Source organism: Paenibacillus sp. JSM ZJ436 (assembly GCF_044383795.1).
Taxonomy (GTDB): domain Bacteria; phylum Bacillota; class Bacilli; order Paenibacillales; family Paenibacillaceae; genus Paenibacillus_AQ; species Paenibacillus_AQ algicola.
Genome location: NZ_JBISEO010000007.1, coordinates 60624 through 85748, shown reverse-complemented (window position 1 = coordinate 85748; position 25125 = coordinate 60624). Strand labels below are relative to the sequence as shown.

Below are 25125 nucleotides of genomic sequence, written 5' to 3'. Positions count from 1 at the left end.
ATAGACCGTGCATGCCTTATGCACGGTCTTATTTTAATGGGAGCAGGTTTGGCTTATTGGGGGCGGATCCTGGAAGGAATCGACGTAGTCCAGCAAACGTTCAATGGTGGTGGATGCGACATGGCAGCGGGTATCAGAGGAAGCATAATAAATGTATACCTCACCATTCGGGTGCGCCACGACGCCATTACAGAACAACACATTGGATACATCGCCAATCCGCTCTTCCCCTTCCGGTGCAAGCAGATGGCCTGCCGGGAGGTGAGTGACCCAGCAATATATTCCCCCGAATTAAAATCTGCGTTTATGAGTGTTTCGTCAACCACCCCATCCCACAAAGTAAGAATATCCATAAAACTAGATGTTTATCTCCATGTTGTGATCTCTTCAAGAGGCGTAAACTTTACATTGTGATGAAGAAGGGGAGGGATCATGAGTGAAGTCAAACACATTATTTAAGGAGCACATGCTGCAGTATAAGTTCAGCTATATGATAGGGACAGCGTTATTGTCCATATCCTGCCTTCTTCAATTGTATATTCCTCAGGTGCTTGAGACATTTACAGACCAATTGCAGGGAATGTCCATCACTGCAGAGGAAATTATCTCATTAGCTTGGTTGATCGCAGGGATCGGCATTCTATTGGCTGTGTTTCGAGCTACAGCCCGGATTGCTCTGCTGCGGCTAGCCCGATTAATCGAAAAGAATGTGAGACAGAGGCTGTTCGTGAAATGGGAAGGCTTGTCCAACGAATACTTTTCCAGGCAGCGTATCGGGGACTTGATGTCCCATGCCGTGAATGACATTAACATTTTGCGGGAAGTAGGCATGATGGGCGTATTCGCATTGGTTGAGGCGGCTGTATTGATCGTTATAGCTATTGCGGCCATGGCGAGCACGGTTCATGCCGGACTTACCGCCTTGGTTATGCTGCCATTGCCGGTACTGGCGTATATGGCTTATCGTTTCCGTACACAAATTGAGGTGAGAACGACCCGTGTGCAGGAGGCTATTGGCCAGCTTACCAGCCGGGTACAGGAGTTCTGTGCAGGCATTCGAGTCGTCAAGGCTTATGTGCAGGAAGAGCAGGAGCTTGACAAGTTTAAACAGGACAATGAGCTCAATGTTGCAACCAATCAGAAGCTTATAGAGTCGAACTCCTTCTTTACCGCTTTAAGCCAAGCCATCGTGGGTTTTAGCTATTTACTGTCTGTTGTATTCGGAGGGCTGCTGGTCATGCGGTCCAGTATCACCCTGGGTGAGTTTGTTGCATTTAACACCTATTTAACGATGCTGATTCCTCCGGTGGAGAATTTGGGGCGCGTGATCAATGTGTTTCAGAGAGGAAGAGCAGCAGATATCCGGCTGCGCAGCATATTGAATACCCCGGCGGCGGTTGTTGATGCTGAGGAGGTGCAGCGAGTCCCTGATCTTAAGGGGCACATTGAGTTTAAGGGACTGAGCTTTCGTTATCCTGACCAGTCCAGAGAGGTGCTGGAGGATATTCAGCTCACGGTGCCGGCGGGCAGCAGCCTGGCGATTGTCGGGAAGGTAGGCAGCGGAAAAACGACGCTCGTCCACTTGCTGCTGCGGCTCTACAATCCGCCAGAAGGAACGCTTTTTATGGATGGTATAGATATAAGGAGCATTCCTTTGAAGCAGCTGCGGCAGTCGATCGGATTTGTGCCTCAGGAGCATATGCTGTTCTCCACAACGATCGGTGAGAATATTGCCTTTGACCCCAAGGAGTATACCTTCAAACAGATTACGGAAGCGGCCAAAATAGCTCAGGTGCATGATAACATCATTGAATTTCCCAGACAATTTGATACCTCGCTCGGTGAAAGAGGCGTGTCTTTATCAGGAGGACAGCGTCAGAGAGTGAGCATAGCTCGAGCACTCATCAAAGAGCCGTCCATCCTTATATTTGATGATAGCTTATCCGCGGTCGATGCAGAAACAGAAGAGAGAATTTTAGCAGAGCTCAAGAGAATGATGAAGAACAGGACGACCATCATTACAAGTCATCGGCTGTCTGCCATTCGACATGCAGATCAGATTGTTGTCATGGATCAGGGACGGATTGTTGAAAAAGGGACGCATCGTGAGCTGATGAAACAAGGCGGCATGTATGCTTCGATTTATCATATGCAGACTATGAACCGCGTAATGGAGGGATAGCATGGACATTCATGAGGAAGCTCAGCTGAAGAAAGTGAAGGATTCATTGTTGTGGAGAAAAATGATGCGGTTTGCTATCCCCTATCGGAAGCGGATTGCGGGTTCTTTTGTGCTTGCCATGCTGATTGCTGCATTGACCGTAGCCCAGCCGCTGCTTGTAAAAAATGCAATTGATGAGCGCATCCACGGTATTTTCAAACCGATGATTGCTACGGATTCCTCCATTGCGCCAGCAGACCTTGCCCCTGTTGTAACCGGGGATGCAATACCTTATGAAGATCGTATGTATTATCGGGTCAATGCCAAGGACCTGACTGAATCGGTGGGGGGAGAGAGCGTTCAGCGCGCTCAAATTGTTGCCTATCAAGATCAATATTATGTATTGAACGGTTGGGTGGAGAGAACAGACGAGCTCACGTTTATTCCCGCCGCAAGCGGGATGGAAATCACGGCACCCGAAGGGCGTACTCAGCTTGTGGAGCCTATGACGGACAGCCAGGTTCGCGCGTTCCGGAGTCAGGACGTCAGCGGTTTTATTACGATCGGTGTGCTCTTTCTGATCAGTGTCGTATTGGCAGGGGTGTTTACATACTGGCAATCCATATTGCTTCAAACGACGGGACAACACATTATTCGTGATCTGCGTGTTGTCATGTTTGAGCATTTGGCGAAGCTGCAGACCTCGTTCTATGATCGAAATCCTGTAGGCCGGCTCGTAACCCGGGTAGCTTATGACGTCGAAGCCGTGAATCAATTGTGCTCACAGGTTATTGTCAATCTGGCCAAGGAGCTGCTGTTGTTGATCGGGATCGCTGCGATTATGCTTCATCTCAACGTCTCACTGGCACTCGTTTCGTTTGCGATGATTCCACTGCTGATTGTTATTACGATTTATTTCAAAAAGGTGATTCGGGAATCGCAGCGGCTCTCCCGCATCATGCTCTCCAAGCTTAACTCGTTCCTGGCTGAAAGCTTGAGCGGCATGAGTATCGTCCAAATATTTACTCGGGAGAAGAAGCAGCTGGAGCAGTTTGTGGGTCTCAACGATGCGCATTACCAAGCAGGCATGAAAGCAACGGTAAATAACTCTCTTTTTAATCCGCTGATCGGTCTCTTCGGCAATCTGGCCCTGGCTCTCATCGTATGGTACGGGGGTGGCTCTGTGTTGGCGGCTACCGTTACGTTTGGGGTCGTGTACGCTTTTACAACATATGTTCGCCAATTCTTCCAGCCGTTAATGGCGCTCTCAGACCGCTACACCCAAATCCAGATGGCATTGACATCAGCAGAGCGTATCTTTGAGCTTCTGGAAGAACAGCCGGCTATCATGGATTCGCCGCACGCGAAGGAGGTTACCAAGCCGCTTCAGGGCAGCATAGTCTTCGACAAGGTGTGGTTCGCCTATGAGGCTGACGATTGGGTGCTTAAAGATATCAGCTTTGAGGTCAAGCCGGGAGAAACGGTGGCCTTTGTAGGCTCAACCGGGGCAGGGAAGAGCTCGATCATTCAGCTGATTAATCGTTTCTATGATATACAAAAGGGAAGCATTTGCTTGGACGGGAAGGCTTTAAACAGCTATGCATTGACGGGGCTCAGACAATCGGTGGGAGTTATTCAGCAGGATCCGTTCGTGTTTACAGGCAACGTATATGAGAATATACGGCTCAACCGCACGGATATTTCCGATGAAGAAATTACATTGGCCGCGAAGGCGCTGCACATGGATAGCTTCATTCAGCAGCTGCCGCAGCAGTACGAAACCATGCTGGGGGAGCGGGGGATCAAGCTTTCGTCTGGACAACAGCAGCTATTGTCCTTTCTCCGGGTGTACGTAAACAATCCGGACATCCTGATTCTCGATGAAGCTACGGCTCACGTGGATACAGAAACCGAGCAAACTCTGCAGGCCGGGCTGCTTGAAATGTCCAAAGGCAAAACGACATTGATTGTAGCGCATCGTCTATCCACGATCCGTCATGCGGATAAGATTATTGTGCTTCATAAGGGTGAAATTAAAGAGGTGGGTACGCATCATGCTCTACTCCAGCAAAAGGGAGTGTATCGTAAATTATATGATCTGCAGAACAAAGAACACAGCTTGGATGCCATGCCCCATGTACAGTAGCAAAGTTAGTGCTTAGGCGTTGTCTCATAGTTTTTGGCGTAGGTGGAAGGAGAGAGGCCTTCGGTCTTCTTGAACAGGCGGCTGAAATATAGCTCGTCCTCGTACCCTACGCTGCGCGCAATGGCCTTCAGTCTGTAATCCGATAAAATCAACAGCTCCTTCGCGCGGTCCATACGCAGATGCGTTAAATAGTGAATCGGGCTGTAATTCGTATATTTTTTGAATAAACGAGAGTAGTGGCTAATGCTCAGACTAGCCATCGTAGACAGCTGCTCTAAGGTAATGTTTTCGTTGTAGTGATTGACCATATAATTGATCGTTTTTTCTATAGCCATCGTGGTATCCCCGGTGACCAGTTGAGTTCTTAAATCCGTCAGTATTTGCATAAGCAGCTCAAGGAACAGAATGCGCCGATGCATCAAGGTGAACTCACCTCGACGCTTCATATTTTGCACTAATTGTTCCATCGTGTTCACCAAGGAAAGAGGCGTCAGGATCGTATACGCCCCGCTCAGCGGAAAGGGCGAGGGTGGACTGTGATCTGAATTGCCGGGGTCATTTGAGGCACAAGCTAGGGCATACTCAAATCGGACGAAATAAAACTCAATGGCTGGCTCAGACATGCGCTCAACGACCATGCCGGGCGACACGACGAACAGCCTGCCAGGCTCCGCCGTATATGAGTTTCCGTCCAGCATGAAGGTTCCGCTGCCTCTGGTGACCATCCATATGCTATGAAAGCGATGTTTGTACGCTTTGCTGTGCCAGCATGGTCCGTGCTTGGCTAAGCCGGCAATGAGAACGTTAAAGTTCATTTGATTCAGCTGCTTCATGATTTCCCATGGTTTACTCAAGCTGGTTTCCCCCCTAGTCTCTATACGATTTATACAAGACCCACGCTACAGTTATTCATTATAATAGCTTCGGCTTGGTATTTTAACCTATTTTTCTCAGCATGCAGCAATGTCATAAACCTTACATGCATACAGGAGGCCGTATGAGTCAATATATTTTGAAGCTGAATGAGAACCGAGTGCGAAGAAATTACCGCGGAGGCTATGGGCTTGACGTATTCAAGGGAAAAGAGGCTTGTGCCGACGGGGAGACTCCGGAGGATTGGATCTGCTCTACGGTGACAGCCAAGAATCCGGGTCTTGCGCCACGGGAAAACGAGGGCTTATCCCAGGTGCTTGTGGATGGGGAGCTCATCACGGTAAAAGAGCTGTTTAAACGAGAGAAGGAGTTTTATTTAGGAGCGGCGGCGGAAATGCCGTTTCTGTGCAAGCTGCTTGATTCCCAGATGAGACTGCATACACAGGCTCATCCTACGAAGGAGTTCTCGCGTGCCTTCCTGAATTCAAATCACGGCAAGCTGGAATGCTATTATATTCTGGATGTCCGGGATGATGTCGAGCCCTATATCCGGCTGGGGTTTCAGCATTCGCCTGCGCGGATGGAGTGGAAGCGGATCATCGAGACGCAGGATTTAAAAGCGATGGATGACTGCTTTGAGCGGATACCGGTTCAGCCCGGACAAATCTGGTACATTCCGGGCGGCGTTCCGCACGCGATAGGCGAGGGAATTACGATGATTGAAATGATGGAGCCTTCGGATTGGGTCGTGCGGTGTGAATTTGAGCGCGAAGGGCTGGTTGTACCGCCGGAAGCCCGGTTTATGGGAAGGGATCTGGAGTTTTGCCTGGATGTGTTTGATTATACAGAATATACTCCGCAGGAGGTGCAGGACAAGTTCAAGCTAACCCCGAAGCCGCGCGGTCAGGTGGAGAACCTGGTCGATACAGATATAACCCGGGATTTCAGAGTGGATCGGCTGAAGGTACAGGGTGAAACCACATTGGCCACGGAGAACAGGCTGATGGTGGGAATTGTTGTGACCTCTGAAGCCGAGATTTGTGCGGGGGGAAGCTGGTTCACGGTGAGCAAAGGGGAGAGCTTTGTTGTGGCCGCCAAGGCTACCGAGATTCATTTCCGGGGAGATCACGCGGAGATCATCTTGATCAGCTAGGAAATCACGGAGAATGAGCCGAGTGAATTCAGGATGGAGTGCCTGAGTTTGCTCGGCTTTTTTATCATGAATCCCCTTCTGTATTCTGCCTTACGGTCTGGAGTCCGTCCATTGTGGTAAGATAGGTGAAAAAAACAAGGCTGCAGGCCCGGCATGATTCCGGCGGCGGTCATTGTGACAAAGCCGCGGAGGATGAGCGATGAACAAAATACCCCCTTGGATATGGAAGGCGCTTGGAGCAGCAGTCATTGTTGGCGGCTTGCTATGGTTTCATCAGAATGTGCTGGATCTCAGCCCGAGTACGATTCAGGCCTGGATGCTCTCGCTCGGCTGGGCGGCGCCGGTCATTTATATCGCACTATATACACTGCGGCCGCTGATTCTGTTCCCGGCCTCCCTATTGTCTGTGGCTGGCGGGTTGGCCTTCGGGCCGCTGTGGGGAACGGTGTATACGATCGCAGGTGCCGTCATGGGAGCGGCGGTCGCTTTTATGGCTGCACGAATGCTGGGAAAACGACTTGTGAAGAAGGAATGGAAGGGCCAATGGAGCAAGGTGCAGCAGCAGCTGGAGGAGCGCGGATTTGTCTATGTTGTGGTGCTGCGGCTCATTCCGTTATTTCCCTTTGACCTGATCAGCTATGCGGCCGGAGCCTCGAAGGTCAGGCTGCTGCCGTTTGTGCTCGGCACGCTGGTCGGGATTATACCGGGAACCTTTGCCTACAATTTTCTCGGCGCGAGCCTGGCAGAGGGCAGGACCGGGCTCATTCTGGCCGCTGCGGCCGTGCTTCTGATTGCAATTGCGGTACCGCTGCTCATTAAACGAAAGATGAATACGGCAAAGGACAAGAGAGAAAATCCCAGGGAAGCATAAGTGCTGAGTGCGGACCACTCCAGGCTTACCTGATCCTGATCCTGCGGGTCTTGCCGTTTCATCCATGCCCCAAACCCGCTATAATGGGAGAGGATGCATTACATCACATGATATTGGGAAACTGCGGGATTCACGTTGTCCTGGTATAAATAGAGAGGTTTTGAAGATGAAGAATCATTTCTGGCTGGAATTGCCGCGGCCATTCTTTGTGCTGGCACCGATGGAGGATGTAACGGATGTCGTGTTCCGGCACGTTGTGAGTGCCGCGGCAAGACCGGATGTGTTTTTTACGGAGTTTGCGAATACAGAGAGCTACTGTCATCCGGAAGGGAACCAAAGCGTGCGCGGCCGCTTGACGTTTACAGAGGATGAGCAGCCTATGGTCGCTCATATTTGGGGAGACAAGCCGGAGTATTTTCGCCGGATGAGCATCGGGATGGCGGAGGAAGGCTTCCGAGGCGTTGACATTAATATGGGCTGCCCCGTACCGAATGTGGCGGAGCACGGCAAGGGCAGCGGCCTCATCTGCCGGCCGGATCTGGCCGGAGACATCGTCCAGGCTGCCAAGGCAGGGGGCTTGCCCGTTAGCGTGAAGACAAGACTTGGCTTTCATGCTGTAGAGGAATGGCGGAGCTGGCTGACTCATATTTTGAAGCAGGATATTGCCAACCTCTCTATCCATTTGCGGACCAGAGACGAGATGAGCAAGGTGCCGGCGCACTGGGAGCTGATTCCGGAGATCAAGCAGCTTCGGGATGAGATCGCGCCGGATACGCTGCTTACGATCAATGGAGATATTGCGGATCGTAAGGCCGGATTGAAGCTGGCCGAGCAATATGGTGTAGATGGCATTATGATCGGGCGGGGGATTTTTCACAATCCGTTTGCCTTCGAGAAGGAGCCTAGAGAGCACAGCAGTGAGGAGCTATTGAATTTGCTGCGGCTGCACCTCGATCTTCACGACCAGTACTCCGCGCTGGAGCATCGCTCGTTCCGGCCGCTGGCCCGCTTCTTCAAAATCTATGTCCGCGGCTTCCGCGGCGCAGGCGAGCTGCGGAATCAATTAATGAACGCCAGATCCACAAGTGAGGTCCGTTCCCTGCTGGATGCTTTCGGGAATGTGGAGCACAGCAGAACGGAATAGACATAAGAAATGGCAGCATGAATTAAGCACAGAGCCGGATAAGACAGGAGGCTGCTCCTGTTATTATCCGGCTTTTTGCGTATGCCATGGGTTTACGGCGCTGCAAATGTATTGGAGCAAAAAGGAGTATAAAAACAAAAATCGGGGCATTCGATGATGTGCAGCTGGAGCTGAAGGGGGCACGCGAAGCATTAAGCGGTGGGGCTATAGCTCCTTAACCGTTTTACACTGAGCATATATACAGCAGCAAGGCCGATCAGGTTCATATGAATCTGGTTGGCCTTGTGTGTTTTATATGCACCTTGCTCAAGCCAGCTTGTCCCTATATTCCTGCGGGGTTAGGCCGAATTTATCCTTGAACAATTTGATGAAGTAGCTGGTCTTCATATAGCCCAGTCCCTCCGCGATCTCGTACACCTTCTCGCTCGTGTTCCGCAGCTTGTAGGTGGCCTGCTCCATTTTCAGGCGGAATAAATAATCGCTGATGCCTTCACCGGTTTCCAGCTTGTAGACCTTCGAGAGATAGGAGGGATTCAAGAACACATGAGCTGCGATGGATTGCAGGGACGCCTCGCTAAGATGATGGTACACGTAGTCCTGAACCTGCCGAACAAGACTGGACCGTGAATCCTTGGTTTCAGCGTCCACGCTCTGCTTGTAAACCTGCAAAATGCTCATGGACCAATCGCGCAGCTGCTGGATGGTATGGAACTGAGGGCCATTCACCAGCTTCTTGTATTCCTCCCCGAGCAGCTCCTGAATCCAGCGCTTGCTCTTATGAATGGAGTAGCTGAATGCACTGACAATCATGAAATAGGTCTCCAGAATATGCTCATGAGAGTGGCTCCATTTTTGCTCCAATTCATTAAATATGGCATCCATCTTCTCATCCAGGGCTTCCCATTGACCGGCCTCAATGAGGTGGACCAGCATCGGGGGATCATATAAATGAGTCAAGGAATTCACGGACCTTGCTTCCGGCTCCGGCTGCTCGGCAAGGGTCAGCAGCAGCTCCCGATCGCTACCGATATGCTGGCGGAACTGGATCACGGACTCATCATAGAGTTTCTTCACTTGCTGTGGGAATGGGCCCCATCTGCTGAGCAGGACGGAGATCGTCCCCTTCAGAAATTGCTTGACGCTGTGCTGCAGCCGGGACGCTTTGTTCTCGGCTTTATCCTTCCAATCCAATTCGCTGCTTCCGGTACCCGGTTTAGGCTGAATCAGGAAGATGAGATAGCCATGCTTATCCTTGATCTGCCAAATGTGAAACGTGTCGGCAAACAGCTCCTCCGCCATATTGAATATGGCATACTCCATCAGAGGAACATCATTCCCCCGATAGCGGTCAAAATAATCCTCCAGCCGGATCAGCATCAGGCTGTACGGCACCTCCTGCCGCAGAGGCAGCTCCAATAGCTCAAGCCGCTCATCCAGCTCCTCGAATGAGACACGTCTGCCCTCAAGCAATTCCATGAGCAGATGATTGCGAAGGGCGGGCTGGTTAAGCTTAATGGACTGCATTGCATTCTGGTATGAAGCGATGGACTTCCACTCGTCCTCAATGCTTTTGAGGGCTTTCGTCACAGCACCTAGCACTTCCTCGTCTTCACAGGGCTTGAGTAAATAATCGGTCACCTGGTTTTGAAGCGCGCGCTTGGCATAATCAAAATCATCATATCCGGTGAGAAGGATACAGCGGATTTTTTCCCATGAAGCTCTGACCTGCTCGATCAGATCGAGCCCGGAGTCTCCGGGCATGCGAATATCTGTGATCATAACACTGATCGGGTGGACGGTGATAATCTCCAGAGCCTCCCGAGCCGAGTAGGCTTTATGAACTTTTACAATGTCGAGCTGTTCCCAGGGTATCATTTCCGCGAGGTCATCTACCAGGTCGGGCTGGTCATCGACAATAAGAAGCTGATGCATCTGTCACACTCCAATTCTTGTAAGCTTTGCTGCTGTGCAGCCGATTGAAATCAAGGGAGACCGCTAAAGCAGGCGACTCTTATTCGCCGGGCTCTATCGGCCATTGGATCCTCACCTTCATCCCGCCATGCTCCCCGGGAGCAAAATTCAGCGACGCCTCATTCCCGAATTGCAGGAAGATGCGCTGGTGTATGTTCCACAAGGCCGTGCCGGTTTCCGTCGTCGAAGGCAGCGTAATGCGATGCTGCAATTCTTGAATCTGATCCAGGGTCATGCCCATGCCGTTATCCTCAATGGTAATGCAGTTCAGTCCGTCCGCCTGCTCGCCGCTGATCGTTACGATGCCGTCCATAGCAGATTTCTCAATCCCATGGATGACAGCGTTCTCAACGAGTGGCTGCAGCAGCAGCCTTGGCACCTCAAGTCTCAGCATGCTGTCCGGCACGTCAATCTCGTACGACAAATGCTGGATATGCATTTTCTGAATTTCGAGATAGCTCTCAATGAGGTTTAATTCCTCGCTCAGCGCCGCGCTCGATTTCTCGCTCCTTGTGGTGTACCGGTAATATTTACTGAGGTGCATAGCCATATCCATAACCTGCTGCTTCTTGCCCAGCCGAGCCAGACTGCGAATCAATGCAAAGCAATTGTACAAAAAATGCGGATTGATCTGCGACTGAAGCTGCTTCAGATTCGCCTCCCGCGTGCTGATCTGCTCTGCATACACCTTGTGAATCAACCGGTCAATGTCGGATGCCATATCGTTAAAGCGCTCAAACAGATACGAGAATTCGTTGTTCGGATTTACCGTGATCCGGGTGGAATACTCGCCGTCCCGCAGCCGCTGTACATTTCGGATGAGCAGCCATATCGGACGCTGTACGTTCCGGTACAGCAGATACGCAGCGACAGTGCTTAAGATCAAGAGCAGGCCGATCGATCCATAAAAAAGATTACGCGATTTCACAATAGGCTCCAGAATGGCCTCCAGCGGATAATAATCGACCAGATATCCGTCCAGGGACTCGATCCGGACGGTACTTACCAGATACTGTTCACCTGCAAGCTCCATCACCGTACTGTCCTGCCCCCTAAGAGGCTCAGCGACGATCCGGCGGCTCAATTCCTCCATCTTGTCCAGATCGGCGGTGCTGTTCGTAATCATCTGGTCCGAGGGCAGGAGCATAAAGGGATCTCCCTGGCCTCCCAGCTTGAAGCGGTCCAGATCCTTGGCCAGCAGATCCTGTGGAAATGAAACCTCCACGACAAGCCCGGCCTGTTCAATGCGGTCTCGCATGCTCTCCGGCTTGACGACATGGCGGACATACCGATACTCCATGCGCCCGCCGACGTTCATTTCTTTGAACTGCCAGGTTGGCGATGCGATGCGTTTCAGCTCCTCCAGATCAAAGGCCGCGCGCGGATTCGTAGAGACGATATCCTGCTGCTGCGGAGCAATGACGCTGTATTGTGTATCCCACCGTTCCGCAACATTTAACAGGCGGAGGCGCTCCAGCATCCGGGATTTCTCGGAATTGCGCTCATAGGCCGTCCGGATGGAGGGCAGCTGCTGCAGCTCTTGAATGTGGATATCCTCACTAAGAAGAAAAGCAAGGGTGGATAAATTGTCGACGCTGTTGTCGAATTCGGTAGCAAGGAAGCGCAGATCCTTCTGCTTCATAGCCCGGATTTCACTGCTTACGACCGAGACACTGACCCGGTTGGATAGGCTGTACAGCACCAGGATCGGGATCAGCAGCAGCACTAGCACGATAATCATCTTGGTTAATGTATTGGTTTTGATCGGTAACAACATCACTTCTTCCCTTCCTTGGTGAACGGCGCCGGCTCATAATAGTCAACAGAATGGCATCGTTCCAAAAATCGTGGTCTATAAGCATGGGAGCGCTGTTGATACAATTATTAATACAGAAACCGTTGAAAATCAATCCATGTCAACAATTAAGTAGAGGAGCGAAGCAGGATGGAAAGCGTGAAAAGCAACCCGCAGGCAGCACCAAAGCCTTCCGTCAGTAAAGTAAGAAAAAGCAAAAAGCCAAGGGAGAAGCTAGGCAGAACATGGCCGCTGCATCTCATGCTGTTACCGGCTGCGCTGGTGACTCTGATTTTTGCCTATGTGCCTATGGGCGGCCTGATTATGGCCTTTCAGGATTTCAAGCCATACGATGGCGTCTTTAATTCTCCATTTGTCGGTCTGGAGCATTTCCGATTTATGTTCGAGTATCCCGACAGTAAGCAAGTCATTATCAACACCCTGATTATTGCAGGACTCAAGATCGTGTTCGGGCTTCTCGTTCCGTTCACCTTCGCCATTCTTCTGAATGAAATCCGCCTGACCCTGTTCAAGCGGGTCGTCCAGACCCTGGTTTACCTGCCCCACTTTATTTCATGGGTCATTCTGGGTGCCATCCTGACCGATATGCTTGGCAGTGAGGGCATCGTCAATGGCATGCTGCAGGCCATGGGTATGGATCCGATCTTTTGGCTCGGGGACGGGAACTGGTTCCGGTTTACGGTCGTCGTCAGTGACATTTGGCAGAACTTCGGCTTTAACACCATCGTGTTCCTTGCGGCATTAGCGGGTGTGAATCCGTCGCTGTACGAGGCGGCCGAGGTGGATGGCGCGAACCGCTGGAAGCAGACGCTGTATATTACGATCCCAGCCATGATTCCGATTACGGTCGTAGTCGCCACGCTGTCGATCGGTAATATTCTGAATGCAGGCTTTGACCAGATCTTCAACCTGTATAACCCGCTTGTGTACGACAAAGGAGATATCATTGATACATTTGTCTACCGCACCGCGATTTTGAATGGACAGTTCAGCTTTGGTACGGCAGTCGGCATGTTCAAGTCGGTGGTCGGTCTCGTACTGATCGTCATCTCTTACCGCCTGGCAGCAAGATATGCAGGCTACAAAATATTTTAGGGCGAAGGAGTAGAAAGAGATGTATTACAAAACAAGCGGCTATCGCATATTCAGTATCTTCAACTACACACTGCTCACATTGATCTGCATATCCTGTGTGCTGCCGTTGCTTCATATTCTGGCGGTCAGCTTCAGCGGAAGTGCGCCGGCGAACTCCAACCTGGTTGGACTTCTGCCCATTGATTTCAACGTCGAGGCATACACGAAAACACTGAACAACAGCAACTTCCATCAAGCATTGTCGATGGGCGTGTACCGGACACTGCTCGGCACCGTTGTCGGCATGGTACTGATCGTGCTCGCCGCCTATGCGCTGTCCAAGGATTCTCACGGCTTCCGCAGCAGATCCTTTTACACCTGGTACTTTCTGTTTACGATGCTGTTCAGCGGGGGAATCGTCCCGGCCTACATGTTGATCCGTAACCTGGATCTGATGAACTCCATCTGGGCGCTGGTGCTGCCGGTTGCCGTCAATGTCTTCAACATGGTTCTGATGATGAACTTCTTCCGGGCCGTGCCGAAGGAGCTGGAGGAGGCGTCACTGATTGACGGCGCGGGCCATTTCCGCACCCTGTGGAGCGTATTCCTGCCGATTTCCATGCCGGCGCTGGCCACCATCTCCCTGTTCACCATGGTCTTTCACTGGAATTCCTGGTTTGACGGCCTGCTGTTTATAACAGACTATAAGAAATATCCGTTGTCAACGTTCCTGCAGACCGTCATTGTTCAGCAGGATTTCAACAAAATTAACCCGGATGTGAACGAGCTTAAGAACATTTCCCAGCGTACCGTAAAATCCGCTCAGATCTTCATCGGAACGCTGCCGATTCTGTTAGTATATCCGTTCCTGCAAAAATATTTTGTGAAGGGTATTATCCTGGGTGCGGTAAAAGAATAGCGGTAAGACATAATAAATTAGCATAAATGCAAATATTGTGGCATTTCAGAGATTGCAGCAGTCGGGTTATAGTGTAAACGTATTCAAGAAACACGACACAAATAATGATGATGGGGGAAGTACACATGAAAAAATGGATGTCTGTTTTGTTGGTAGGCACGCTGTCCTTGAGCTTGGCCGCATGCGGCAGCAGCAATAACAGTGAAACCGATACAGCGAATAATAACACATCGCAGAATGAAGGCTCGACGGGATTTGAGAATGGCAAATATGATCCGCCGATTACGCTGACTACGGTACAAGGACTTGACTCCAATGCTTCGATCTTCAAGCAAGGCGAGACGATGGAGAACAATGTGCACACCGAGCTTATTAAGGACCGGCTCGGCATCGAGCTGAAATATGACTGGGTCGTAACGAACACGAATGACGCCTACAAAACCAAGCTCCGGCTGATGCTTTCTTCCGGGGAGAAAATGCCGGATGTCGTTCGCTACCGCGGTGACATGGAAACCGTCAACATGCTGATTGACTCCGGCCAGTTTATGGCTGTGGATGAGCTCGTTGAGCAATATGCCGGCGAGGAATACAAAAAGGGCCTGGAGCTCGATCCAACGATCTGGTATCCGGTAACACGCGACGGCAAGAAGATGGCACTTCCGATTCTGGATTACGCCTATAACTCGAACCAGACGCTGTTTATCCGGGAGGATTGGCTGAAGAAGCTGAACCTGAAGGCGCCAACGACGCTGGAGGAAATGGAGCAGGTGATGGATGCTTTTGTAAACCAGGATCCGGACGGCAACGGCAAGAAGGATACCATTGGTCTTGCAGCAGGCTTCAAGAATGGCTTTAACAACTGGATGACCGACATCGGCTTCGTGTTCGGAGCGCACGGCGTAATTCCAGGCAGCTGGAATCCGGATGAAAGCGGAAAGCTGAGCATGGGCTCTGTCGATCCGGCAGCCAAGGAAGCCCTAGCTACGATCCAGTCCTGGATGGAAAAAGGCTACATTTCTCAAGACGCAGCCTTGAAGGATGAAGTTGGCGCGTCGGAGTTCTTTACAAAAGGTCAGGCCGGCATGATGGTAGGTCCGAACTGGATTCCGGCATGGCCGCTGCCAGACTTCGAGAAGAACGTACCAGATGGCGAGTATAAAGCGTACCCGCTGCCTGCAGGTCCTACGGGTAAAGCAGGCGCCGCTGGAAACAACCCGCCTGTAAACGGCTACCTGTTCATCAACAAGGCTGCCAAGAACCCGGAAGCGGTTCTCCATTACTACAATTTCTTCTTCGATAACTTTGCAAATCCGGCAGAGGGCAGCGAATTCGCTCAGGGCTTTGCAGAAGGCTATGATTACGCAGTAGGTCCGGACGGCAAGGTTATCAAAACGTCAGAGGAAGCCAAAGCCAATCCGGAGCTGTTCCCTGGCGTAGATTTGAACAACCCGCTGCCAAACCCGATGTTCTACACCTTGACGTATGAAGGTGCACGGATTCCGACACTGTACGCCGAAAGTATGGTCAAGGCAGCGGAGGGCGGCGAGCTGGAAACTCCTTACGAGAAGACTGAGGTCGGCGGACGTCATCCCGAGAACGTTCAGGCTATGAAGGTGATTATGGATCAGCAGGACATTTACCTGAAGAACTACTACATGGGTCCCCTGACAGAAACGATGCAGAGCAAGAATGAATTGCTGAACAAGCTGATTAACGAAGCGTATAACAAGATTGTGTACGGCCAGGTTTCGGTCGACGAGTTCGATAAGATGGTCGAGAACTGGAAGAAATCCGGCGGTGAGCAAATCACGGAAGAAGTTAACGCTTGGTACGATACTGTAAAATAGCACGGCTTAAAGACATCCCCCCAAGTTTCCTTGGGAGGGATGTTTTTTTAAGTGGTGGGCAATGCTGACCTGAGCCATGCTACAATAGAAGAAAGCGAAAATGGGAGGATCACATGTCCTGGAGTAAATTGAAGCAGCAGCTAGAGAGCTTTCTGAGCCCCGCGCTGCAGGGGAAGGTGGAGTACCGTGCTACGAGCTACCGGTATGCGCCTGATAAGGCAGGAGACTGCTATATTACCGCATTCAAGCACAATGTGCTGAATATGAATGACCCCGGCAGCCCTGTCACATGGTATGCCTCCGAGCAGGAAATCAAGCAGGATGACACGATTCAGCTGCACATCTCTCCGGAAGAGGTAGAGGCAGTCCGCGCTGGCGCAAATAGCAGCATTCCCGAGGAGCGGCTGCGGGTCATGGCAGCAAGCCGGAAGAAGACCGCGCTCGCCAAGGAGCTGATGTCGGTCCAGACCGCGCTGAGTAAATCGAGCTTTACGGTGAAGGCCACACATTTTTTATCCACTTCTATAGAAGAAAATTTGGAGAGCAAGGATATTCTGCTCAATATTCTGGCCCTGGTGGACCGGCGGGTGGGGAGAAAGCGTCTGCTGGCTCTGACCGACACCATGAAGCTTAAGCATCCTGCGGTGCAGTATTTCTATGAGCTGCGGCGGAGTGCGCTGTAATGGAGAGGGCTACGCCATGCTACGCCATGAAAGGAAGAAAGTCCTGCTGGACGTGAGGCTTAGATAACCTATATGCTAGGGAGCATGAATCTATGGTTTGGGGGATGTCTGATTAATTATGTTGAAAAAAGAAATCGCTTATATCCGCAAGCAATTCAAGCTGGATCATGAGAAGCTTCATATATACGACATTCTGAACGTGTATATTATGAAGGATAGCAGCGAGGTGTATCATGATGAACGCCTGCCGTTTGAGATGCTGGACCGGGAGAAGCAGGAGCTGTATATGGGCAATTTCAAAAAGCTGCTGGCCGGAGAGCTCGATCAGAAGCTGTTCGAGCTGAAGCTGCACGAGGAAGCGGAGACGCCGACCCGGGTCATGCTTCACCAAGGCCTCGTAACCGGCGATCCGGAGGAGTGGCATGATCTGATGCTGCTGCTGGTGGAGAAGATGCTGACAGATACGACCTATGAGAAGGATACGGTCGTCACCTTTGTCCGGGGACAATACTATCAGCCGACTCAGGCGCGCAAGGATGAGAACGAAGAAAGCCCGAATAATGAAATGTTCGCGAATCCGTTTATTTTGTGCAGCATCAATTCGACCGAGCAGCAGCGCAAGTCCCTGCTCTTCGATTATGTAGAGCGAGAATTCAAATACAACGTGATTGTCGATCCCATCATTAAATTAAGCTCGCCGGAGCAAGGGTTCTTCTACCCGAGCGTGACCGACGGCTATTCCGATGTGAACCGGGTGCTGTACTGCTCGGGTAAGCCGAACGATCCCAATCTGCGCTTCATAGAAGAGGTTCTGAATGCGGAGAAGACGGTAACCGCGCTGGAGGAACGCTCTATTTTTGAGGAGATTGTGAAGGAGGTCGCAGAAGACCAGCTGGATGCCTCCAAGATTGCCAGTGTATATGAAGAAATTCATCAGGTGATCGAGACCCATGAGGAAGAGGAGCCGGTAAGGCTTGACTACAAGGATGTGGAGCGGCTCCTGACGGGAAGCGGTGTCGAGAACGTCACCGCCGAGAAGGTGGAGCGGGCTTTTGAGAGCATCGTCGATAACAAGAACTATGAGATCAAAGCAAGCAGTGTGATCCCGAAATTCAATTCCAAGTCCATTAAGATCAATACCAAGGTGGCGACCATCTCTGTCAGTCCGCAGGACTTGAAGTATGTGAAGCAGGTTAACTACCAGGGCAAGAAGAGCATCCTGATTGAGGTCGATGAGGACATTATCATTGAGGGCTTTACGCTGAGTACGGAGGATTTGTAGCGCCTGGAGGTAGATTCTTATTTCACGAGACAACTCCCTGGAGTGAAGCCCGAAGCAAAACAATAAAGACATGGCGGAGTCGGGTAGGTTAGCCCAGCCCCGCCATGTTTTTATTATGGTGAGTACGAGAATTTATTCTATAGCTTTTTAAGAACATATGTTCGATGACACACTGCTGCCTCTGAGGAAATGTAAAATAGAACAAAACGCTGGATTCATGTGAAGGAGGATGTATATGGAAATGATTGCACTCATCGTAAATGCCCTGACGCTGTTGGTCGTGTCTGCCCTTTACTTCAAGAAACAAGAGGTTGAGGTGATTCAGGCTGAGCTCCGAGGGGAGCTGGAGAAGACAAAGGAAGAAATACGCAAGTCCATTATGGAGCAGGCTGTGCAAAATCGGCAAGAAGCCAATACCGCGGCCAAAATGAACCGGGAAGAGCTGAACGGATCTATGGGTAATATGAATCGTACCCTTATAGCGAGCATTGGGGAGCTGGCCTCTCAGCAGAAGAATCTGCTCGACAGCTTCTCTAAGCGTCTCTCTGATCTGACCGTGATGAATGAAAGGAAGCTGGAGACGATCCGCAGCACTGTGGAAGAGAAGCTCGTGCATTTGCAGGAGGATAACAGCAAGAAGCTGGAGCAAATGCGCGCTACCGTCGATGAAAAGCTGCATGCTACCTTGGAGCAGCGGCTCGGCGACTCTTTTAAAATGGTGAGTGAGCGGCTGGAGCTGGTCCATAAAGGACTGGGGGAAATGAAGACGCTGGCGAATGGAGTCGGCGACCTGCGAAAAGTATTGACCAACGTCAAGACCAGAGGAACACTGGGCGAGCTGCAGCTGGAAAATTTACTGGAGCAGACACTTACTGTAGAGCAATATGACAAAAATATCGCTACCAAAAAAGGCAGCAGCGAACGTGTAGAGTTTGCTATTAAAATTCCGGACAAGAACAACAAGGATCACTTCATACATCTGCCGATTGATTCCAAATTCCCGATAGAAGACTATCAGCGGCTGTTAGATGCTCTGGAGGAAGGCCATAGCCAGGCGGCAAGCGAGTATTCGAAGCAGCTGGATGCCAGGATTAAGAGTGAAGCCAAATCCATTCGGGATAAGTACATCGATCCGCCGAATACAACCGATTTTGCGATCATGTTTCTGCCGGTCGAGGGCCTGTTTGCTGAAGTGCTTCGCAAGCCGGGACTATGGGAGTCTATTCAGCGAGAATGCCGTGTCGTCATCGCAGGCCCCACTACACTTACGGCTGTTCTGAACAGTCTCCAGCTGGGCTTCCAGACGCTGGCCATACAGAAGCGCTCCAGTGAAGTATGGCAGGTGCTTGGCGCCGTCAAAACCGAATTCGGCAAATTCGGCGACGTGCTGGAGAAGACTCAGAAAAAGCTGCAGGAGGCCAGTAATTCGATTGACGCTGCATCTACCCGGACGCGAGTTATTGAGCGCAAGCTCAAAAAAGTTCAAGAGCTGCCGGCAGTGGAAGCAGAGCAGGTTCTGCTGGAGGCAGCTATAGACTGATCTGTATAGGCAGCGGTCCGGATGCTGCTGCCCAAGTTACTTTTTTTAACGAAAAGCTGTAAAATAGTCTGTGGTAATTGGGCTGCGGTAAACGTAGACGCAGAAGACGAATGGGTAGAGGTGAAGCCGTGAATACATTAATTCAAGACTTGAAGGAAGGCGACGATTTCGTCGGCTTCTACCTGATTAAAGCGATGGAAGCAAGACAGACGAACAGCTCGGTGCCCAAGGATTACCTGGACCTGGTCCTTTCGGACTCCAGTGGAAGCATTTCCGCGAAGTATTGGGATGCCAGCAAGACGGATTTGGAAACCTTTTTTCCGATGTGCGTGGTGAAGATCCAGGGGGCGGCGCACGTTTATCGGGACCAGCTGCAGGTGAAGGTGCTTCGGATTCGCAAAGCGGATGAGAATGATGGAGTCTCTGTCACGGATTTCATCCGCAGCGCGCCTGTCGCGGCAGAAGAGCTCATTGCGGTCATCCAGCGGACCATTGAAAGCCTGGAGCATGAGGACATCCGCAGGATCGTCACCTTTTGCTTCGACAAGGTGAAGGAGCAGCTTCAGTCCGCGCCAGCGGCAAAATCGTTTCATCATGCTTATTTTGGCGGGCTGGCCTATCATATGGTGCGCATGCTGGAGCTCGGTGAATTTCTGTGCAAGCAGCGGCCGTTTCTTCAACGTGATCTGGTTCAGGCAGGCATTATTTTGCACGACATTGCGAAGCCCGCCGAAATGATCTCGGAATACGGGATCGTGCAGGATTACAGCAATGCAGGCAAATTGATCGGGCATATCAGCATGGCTGCCCAGTGGGTCACCGAAGCAGCCATCAAGCTGGAGCTGGATACGGGATCGAACGTAGTATTGGCTCTGCAGCATCTGATTCTGTCTCATCATAACCTTGGGGAGTGGGGCAGTCCCGTCCAGCCGCAAATGCCGGAAGCCGTGGCTCTTCATTATATTGATGCGATGGATGCGAAGCTCCAGATGGTGGAGGACATGCTCGTGGCGACAGCAGACCATCAGGAATGGACACCGGCCATTCGGGGACTGGAGAACAAGGCCATGGTCAGGCTGAAGCTGTGATGATGAACGGAGGCGAAACCACAGTCTATGGTTAAAAAAATTGGCTTAGCCCTCTTTTATCTTGTCATCGCCGGTCTGATTTATAAGTATGGGGAGTCCATTCTAGACTGGTTTCGGGAGACCGACAGTGCCTTCCAGGTCATTGGGATGGCCACGCTAATGGCGTTGTTTCCGATGATTCCGTATCCTGTGGTGGGAGGCTTGATCGGAGCCGCATTCGGCCCGGTCACCGGCGGATTGATGATCTGGACCGGCTCGACAGCGGCTTCCTTGATCATGTTCCTGTTTGTGCGCTACGGGTATCAGGACTGGGGCAAGAAGGCCTTGATGAAGGCGCGAAGGCTGGAGAAGATGACCGTGCTTTTTGAACAAAATGCGTTCCTGTTCATCCTCTTCGCCCGGATGGTCCCCACCATCCCGTCCATCATCGTGAATGTATATTCGGCCCTGAGCCGGGTTTCGTTCGGGGTCTACGCACTTTCTTCCTCCCTGGGCAAAATTCCTGCAATGCTGCTGTTCGTGCTCATTGGCGACAGCCTGCTCACCGAGCCAAGAAACGTATTTATTACGATCATTATTTATGGACTGTTTCTCGCCGTAACGATCTATGCGTACCGGGCCTGGAAGAGCAAGCATGTGAGTCCTGCTTCTTAGGGAGTGTTAAATGTCAGAGCCGGTTATGGACCGGCTCTTTGTGTTGGTTTTAGTAGCGCGATAGAAGAAGTATTGCCGAATGAAACGTAAATAGAGGATGTACTTTTTAGTCACACAGGCTACAGCTAATGCTTAGAAATTCCCTGGCCCTGTGGTATAATGAACATACTAAAACCACTCCATATCGGAGGTGTTATATATGGCAATCGATAAAGATAAAATAATACAAATGTTTGAGCAATTGACCGAATCGTCACAGCAGTCAGCTTTTGATTTTATACAGTATCTTGCCGAAAAGCAGAGTCAGCTTGATTGGGAAGATCTCAAAAAGTTGGAACCGGATGCCTCGCCATTGAGTCGAGAGGAAGAGCGCCAGCTGAATAGTGATGCTGGATTTATGTCATGGGAGGAAGCCATGCATGAGCTTGACTTACCAACTGACATTCAATCGTGATGCTGTTAAGTTTGTAGCCAAGCAAGAAAGAGCTGTTCAGGAACGTATTCGTAAGTCGCTGCTCGGGTTGACTGTCCGGCCCCCGGTTGGTGATATTAGGCCAATGAAAGGTTATGATAAGCGTTTTCGACTGCGTGTAGGAAGTTATCGGATATTGTTCGAAATAAATCATCAAGAACAAGTCATATATATTCTGACGATTGATAATCGCGGTGATATTTATTAATTCACAGGAAAACATTCCCCCAACGTGCTGGAGGGATGTTTTTTTGTGAGATGTGCGCATGCTTGATTCAAAGGCGGGGTCGTTCACCTTCTGCAGTCTATATTTGCTCACGGTGGGAATTAAATCTGTTTAGATTATAATAGGAATAAGCAAGAGCCCGTGATAGGAGCGATAACAACAGCAAACTGAAATCAGTACAACTTAGGAGGTACATCATGGACGAACTTATCGACAGTATCATTGAATTTCGTGATGAGCGAAATTGGAAGCCGTTTCACGATCCGAAAGACCTGGCTCTTTCGATTACATTAGAAGCCAGTGAGCTGCTGGAGCTTTTTCAATGGAAGAGCGGCCAGGAAGCCATAGACCAGCATTACGCTGACATGCAGGACGAAATCGCGGACATTCTCATCTATACGCTGACGCTTGCGCATGATCTGGATATCGATGTAAAGGCTGCTATCCTAGAAAAAATGAGAAAGAACGCGATTAAATATCCGGCAGACCGAACTAGAGACCACTCAAATCAGTACACTTCGGTGGACGAGTAGAAGGCTGCCATGATTATTTATGAAGCGACGAAGCAGCAATTTATGAGCGACGTAACCGAGGACAGCATCGCGGTGAAAATCCATAACCAGTTCGTGCAAAAGATCGGCAGGGTTTCGATGGGCGAGATCAATGCCTGGAACAATTTTATGAACTACCTTTATAAAGTGCTGAACACTCCCGCCATTCCGGATGACGCAGGGATCGCTATTGAGTATAAAGTTCCGGCTTCCTCAAGAAGAATCGACTTCATGATTACGGGCTTGAACGAAAAGGACCAGTACTCTGTGGTCATTATCGAGCTGAAGCAGTGGACTAGTGTCGAAGCGATTGAAAACGCAGATGGCATTGTGGAAACCTTTTTTAACCGAACGAAGACGAAGACACCGCACCCATCGTTTCAGGCTTGGTCTTATGCACAGCTGATCAGCGATTATAACGAGTCCGTGCAGAACGAAGCGGTCCAGCTGTACCCATGTGCGTATATGCATAACTATGTGAAAGTCGACAACGACCCAATTTTGCACCCGGTATATGATCCATATTTGAAATCAGCCCCTATCTTTTCCAAGGGAGACGCGCTCAAGTTAAGAGGCTTCATTTCAACTTATATTAAGAAAACGGACAGGAATAAATCGCTTTATCTCATAGAGCATGGCAAAATCAAACCCTCCAAGTCCCTCCAGGATTCACTTGTCAGCATGCTGCAGGGAAACCAGGAATTCATTATGGTCGACGATCAGAAGGTAGTATACGAGGAAGCGTTAAGATTGGTGGAGAAGGCCCAAGCGGGAAGGAAGCAGGTATTGATCGTGGAGGGCGGGCCAGGGACAGGTAAGTCGGTTCTCGGAATTAACCTTTTGGTAGAGGTGACGGCGCGGGAGCTGGTCTGCCAATATGTAACCAAGAACAGCGCACCCCGGGCGGTATATATGAAGAAGCTTCAGCAAAATGTGAAAAAATCAGTCATTGATAACCTGTTCAAGTCATCCGGGGTCTATTACGAAGCGCTGCCTAATGAATTCGACTGCTTGATCGTAGATGAGGCTCATCGACTAAATGAAAAATCCGGGCTGTTCAAAAATAAAGGTATCAATCAAACGATGGAGATCATCCGCGCTGCGCGGTTTTCGGTTTTCTTTATCGACGAATATCAAAAAATCGCCATGCATGACGCTGGCAGTAAAGAACAGATCAGACGCTATGCCGAGCAGATGGATGCAGATATCATCGAGATGACGCTGGCTTCTCAATTCAGATGCAATGGATCCGATGGATACCTGGCGTGGCTTGAGGACGTATTAGATATTCGGGAAACGGCCAATGCGGAGGGATTTGATGTTGACTATGAAATCCGTCTGTTTGATGACCCCAATCAACTAAGAGAAGAGATCTTCAGCAAGAACCAGATGAGCAATAAAGCAAGAATGCTGGCCGGCTACTGCTGGGATTGGAAGAAGGACGGCAAAAACAACCCTGGCGTTCACGATATTGAGCTGGATGAATTTCAGTTTTTTATGAGCTGGAATCTTAGCAATACGACGACCTGGGCCATCGATCCTGAATCCGTAGATCAAGTGGGCTGCATACATACGTCCCAGGGATTGGAGTTTGATTATGTCGGTGTCATTATTGGCGAGGATCTGCGTTTTGAACATAACCGTATCATTACCGACCCGTTCAAGCGTGCGAAAACGGATAAGTCTCTTTCTGGCTTCAAAACGTTGTATAAGAAAGATAAAGAAGAGGCGCTCCGGGCAGCCGATCAAATTATACGAAATACGTACAGGACGTTAATGACCCGGGGGACAAAGGGATGCTATATTTATTGTGTCGATCCTCATTTAAAAGCTTATTTGCAAAGGCGGTTAGCGATTCAACGCCAGGCGACGATCATGTGATTGTGCCGACACATAGGTTATGATGAATGAATCGAGTACAGCGGAGGGACAATGATGATTCCCAGGAAAATGGATCAGCAATCAGCGAGAACGATAAAATCCATTCTTCAACAACTTAACATCAATCATTCTCAGGTATTAATTGACCGGGAACAGCATTCCGTTGAGCGTCAGGAGGAGGATTACTCTATTGATGACCTTTTAGAGGCTGCGGGTTTATTAACGCCTGAACGAGGGAAGAGCTTCAAGAAGAGATCAATAGATCCTGTGAGGACTGGAATACATGAGCAGTGAAAATCTTCTTGACACAAATATTGCCATAGCAATTCATATCAACGAATGCGTGTAGAATATTTATTTCATCAGCAAACAAAAAAAGCCACTCCATTATGAGCGACTTACCAGAAATCTTCACCAGAGTCCAAAAATTCTTGCACTTTCTTTTTAATATTTTGAATATCTATCCTATGTAGTTGTCCGATAAATTGATCTTTGCGAAATGAGGAGGCGTCAACTTCAGCTAAACAGTTTGCTTTAGCAAACGAGTTGTTCCCTAAGCCGCAATCGTCACCTTTGTATATGGGAACTTTCCACTTATCATATTTACCATCAAAACTTTTGATTTTAGAATGAGTGAGTGCTGTGAAAGTAACAAAAACAGGTGAACCATCACTGTTCAATTCAAGTATTGCTACTGGTCGAATTTCTCTTTCACCTGTTTTTGGGTATTCCACCTCATACCAAAAAACCTGACCTACACGTAGTTGCATTTA

Annotated in this window: 22 protein-coding genes and 1 pseudogene; 18 read left to right on the top strand and 5 right to left on the bottom strand. The window is 50.0% G+C overall.

Annotated elements, in window-relative coordinates; genetic code table 11:
* Nucleotides 1-33: 33 nt before the first annotated feature.
* A pseudogene (locus ACH6EH_RS11275) lies at nucleotides 34-270 on the bottom strand (glycoside hydrolase family 130 protein); the annotation flags it as partial.
* A gap of 166 nt (nucleotides 271-436) precedes the next feature.
* Between ACH6EH_RS11275 and ACH6EH_RS11270 the strand changes: the two are divergent.
* Both ACH6EH_RS11270 and ACH6EH_RS11265 read left to right on the top strand, forming a co-directional pair.
* Complete coding sequence (locus tag ACH6EH_RS11270; protein WP_208204139.1) at nucleotides 437-2182, top strand: ABC transporter ATP-binding protein; 1746 nt, start codon at nucleotides 437-439, stop codon at nucleotides 2180-2182.
* Nucleotide 2183: 1 nt separating this feature from the next.
* Entirely contained in the window at nucleotides 2184-4307 is a 2124-nt protein-coding gene (locus ACH6EH_RS11265) for an ABC transporter ATP-binding protein (RefSeq protein WP_397332393.1), read from the top strand.
* 5 nt (nucleotides 4308-4312) lie between these two features.
* On the opposite strand, the gene ACH6EH_RS11260 is transcribed toward ACH6EH_RS11265, so the two are convergent.
* Nucleotides 4313-5161, bottom strand: coding sequence for a helix-turn-helix domain-containing protein (locus tag ACH6EH_RS11260; protein ID WP_397332392.1), 849 nt, complete (start codon nucleotides 5159-5161; stop codon nucleotides 4313-4315).
* A gap of 143 nt (nucleotides 5162-5304) precedes the next feature.
* On the opposite strand from ACH6EH_RS11260, the gene ACH6EH_RS11255 reads away from it, so the two are divergent.
* The 3 genes from ACH6EH_RS11255 (at nucleotide 5305) to ACH6EH_RS11245 (ending at nucleotide 8348) form a co-directional block, all read left to right on the top strand.
* Nucleotides 5305-6333 carry a class I mannose-6-phosphate isomerase gene (locus ACH6EH_RS11255; protein ID WP_397332390.1) on the top strand — a complete coding sequence of 343 codons (1029 nt, stop codon included), beginning with the start codon at nucleotides 5305-5307 and terminating at the stop codon, nucleotides 6331-6333.
* 199 nt (nucleotides 6334-6532) lie between these two features.
* The gene (locus ACH6EH_RS11250; protein ID WP_397332389.1) at nucleotides 6533-7204 is read left to right on the top strand and encodes a TVP38/TMEM64 family protein; all 672 of its coding nucleotides are present in this window, start codon (nucleotides 6533-6535) and stop codon (nucleotides 7202-7204) included.
* Nucleotides 7205-7370: 166 nt separating this feature from the next.
* A complete protein-coding gene (locus ACH6EH_RS11245) occupies nucleotides 7371-8348 on the top strand; it encodes a tRNA dihydrouridine synthase (RefSeq protein WP_397332388.1) in 978 nt (325 codons plus the stop codon).
* Nucleotides 8349-8654: 306 nt separating this feature from the next.
* On the opposite strand, the gene ACH6EH_RS11240 is transcribed toward ACH6EH_RS11245, so the two are convergent.
* Together ACH6EH_RS11240 and ACH6EH_RS11235 are read right to left on the bottom strand one after the other, a co-directional pair.
* On the bottom strand, nucleotides 8655-10280 hold the full coding sequence (locus tag ACH6EH_RS11240; protein WP_397332387.1) for a response regulator: 1626 nt from the start codon (nucleotides 10278-10280) through the stop codon (nucleotides 8655-8657).
* A 79-nt stretch (nucleotides 10281-10359) separates the two neighbouring features.
* On the bottom strand, nucleotides 10360-12096 hold the full coding sequence (locus ACH6EH_RS11235) for a sensor histidine kinase (protein WP_397332454.1): 1737 nt from the start codon (nucleotides 12094-12096) through the stop codon (nucleotides 10360-10362).
* A gap of 279 nt (nucleotides 12097-12375) precedes the next feature.
* On the opposite strand from ACH6EH_RS11235, the gene ACH6EH_RS11230 reads away from it, so the two are divergent.
* The 13 genes from ACH6EH_RS11230 to ACH6EH_RS11170 all read left to right on the top strand — a co-directional run bounded on the left by ACH6EH_RS11230 (nucleotide 12376) and on the right by ACH6EH_RS11170 (nucleotide 24646).
* Nucleotides 12376-13230, top strand: a complete 855-nt coding sequence (locus ACH6EH_RS11230) for an ABC transporter permease (RefSeq protein ID WP_233281208.1) — start codon at nucleotides 12376-12378, stop codon at nucleotides 13228-13230.
* A gap of 19 nt (nucleotides 13231-13249) precedes the next feature.
* On the top strand, nucleotides 13250-14128 hold the full coding sequence (locus ACH6EH_RS11225) for a carbohydrate ABC transporter permease (protein WP_397332386.1): 879 nt from the start codon (nucleotides 13250-13252) through the stop codon (nucleotides 14126-14128).
* A 125-nt stretch (nucleotides 14129-14253) separates the two neighbouring features.
* Complete coding sequence (locus ACH6EH_RS11220; protein ID WP_397332385.1) at nucleotides 14254-15975, top strand: ABC transporter substrate-binding protein; 1722 nt, start codon at nucleotides 14254-14256, stop codon at nucleotides 15973-15975.
* A 113-nt stretch (nucleotides 15976-16088) separates the two neighbouring features.
* Entirely contained in the window at nucleotides 16089-16658 is a 570-nt protein-coding gene (locus tag ACH6EH_RS11215) for an SF0329 family protein (protein WP_397332384.1), read from the top strand.
* Between the two features lie 118 nt (nucleotides 16659-16776).
* Nucleotides 16777-17940 carry a DUF4317 domain-containing protein gene (locus tag ACH6EH_RS11210; RefSeq protein ID WP_397332383.1) on the top strand — a complete coding sequence of 388 codons (1164 nt, stop codon included), beginning with the start codon at nucleotides 16777-16779 and terminating at the stop codon, nucleotides 17938-17940.
* Between the two features lie 235 nt (nucleotides 17941-18175).
* Nucleotides 18176-19480, top strand: coding sequence for a DNA recombination protein RmuC (locus ACH6EH_RS11205; RefSeq protein ID WP_397332381.1), 1305 nt, complete (start codon nucleotides 18176-18178; stop codon nucleotides 19478-19480).
* Nucleotides 19481-19674: 194 nt separating this feature from the next.
* Nucleotides 19675-20568 (top strand): 3'-5' exoribonuclease YhaM family protein, encoded by an 894-nt coding sequence (locus tag ACH6EH_RS11200; protein ID WP_397332453.1) that lies wholly within the window; start codon nucleotides 19675-19677, stop codon nucleotides 20566-20568.
* A gap of 27 nt (nucleotides 20569-20595) precedes the next feature.
* Nucleotides 20596-21222 carry a TVP38/TMEM64 family protein gene (locus ACH6EH_RS11195; RefSeq protein ID WP_208204128.1) on the top strand — a complete coding sequence of 209 codons (627 nt, stop codon included), beginning with the start codon at nucleotides 20596-20598 and terminating at the stop codon, nucleotides 21220-21222.
* A 199-nt stretch (nucleotides 21223-21421) separates the two neighbouring features.
* Nucleotides 21422-21676 (top strand): hypothetical protein, encoded by a 255-nt coding sequence (locus tag ACH6EH_RS11190; protein ID WP_208204127.1) that lies wholly within the window; start codon nucleotides 21422-21424, stop codon nucleotides 21674-21676.
* Nucleotides 21642-21902 carry a type II toxin-antitoxin system RelE family toxin gene (locus tag ACH6EH_RS11185; RefSeq protein ID WP_208204126.1) on the top strand — a complete coding sequence of 87 codons (261 nt, stop codon included), beginning with the start codon at nucleotides 21642-21644 and terminating at the stop codon, nucleotides 21900-21902. Before ACH6EH_RS11190 ends, ACH6EH_RS11185 begins: the two co-directional genes overlap by 35 nt.
* A 215-nt stretch (nucleotides 21903-22117) precedes the next feature.
* Nucleotides 22118-22453 (top strand): nucleotide pyrophosphohydrolase, encoded by a 336-nt coding sequence (locus ACH6EH_RS11180; RefSeq protein ID WP_397332380.1) that lies wholly within the window; start codon nucleotides 22118-22120, stop codon nucleotides 22451-22453.
* A gap of 9 nt (nucleotides 22454-22462) precedes the next feature.
* Nucleotides 22463-24352 carry a DNA/RNA helicase domain-containing protein gene (locus ACH6EH_RS11175; RefSeq protein WP_397332379.1) on the top strand — a complete coding sequence of 630 codons (1890 nt, stop codon included), beginning with the start codon at nucleotides 22463-22465 and terminating at the stop codon, nucleotides 24350-24352.
* A gap of 69 nt (nucleotides 24353-24421) precedes the next feature.
* Entirely contained in the window at nucleotides 24422-24646 is a 225-nt protein-coding gene (locus tag ACH6EH_RS11170) for a hypothetical protein (RefSeq protein WP_397332378.1), read from the top strand.
* Between the two features lie 104 nt (nucleotides 24647-24750).
* On the opposite strand, the gene ACH6EH_RS11165 is transcribed toward ACH6EH_RS11170, so the two are convergent.
* Nucleotides 24751-25122 (bottom strand): type II toxin-antitoxin system PemK/MazF family toxin, encoded by a 372-nt coding sequence (locus ACH6EH_RS11165; protein WP_397332377.1) that lies wholly within the window; start codon nucleotides 25120-25122, stop codon nucleotides 24751-24753.
* Nucleotides 25123-25125: the final 3 nt, after the last annotated feature.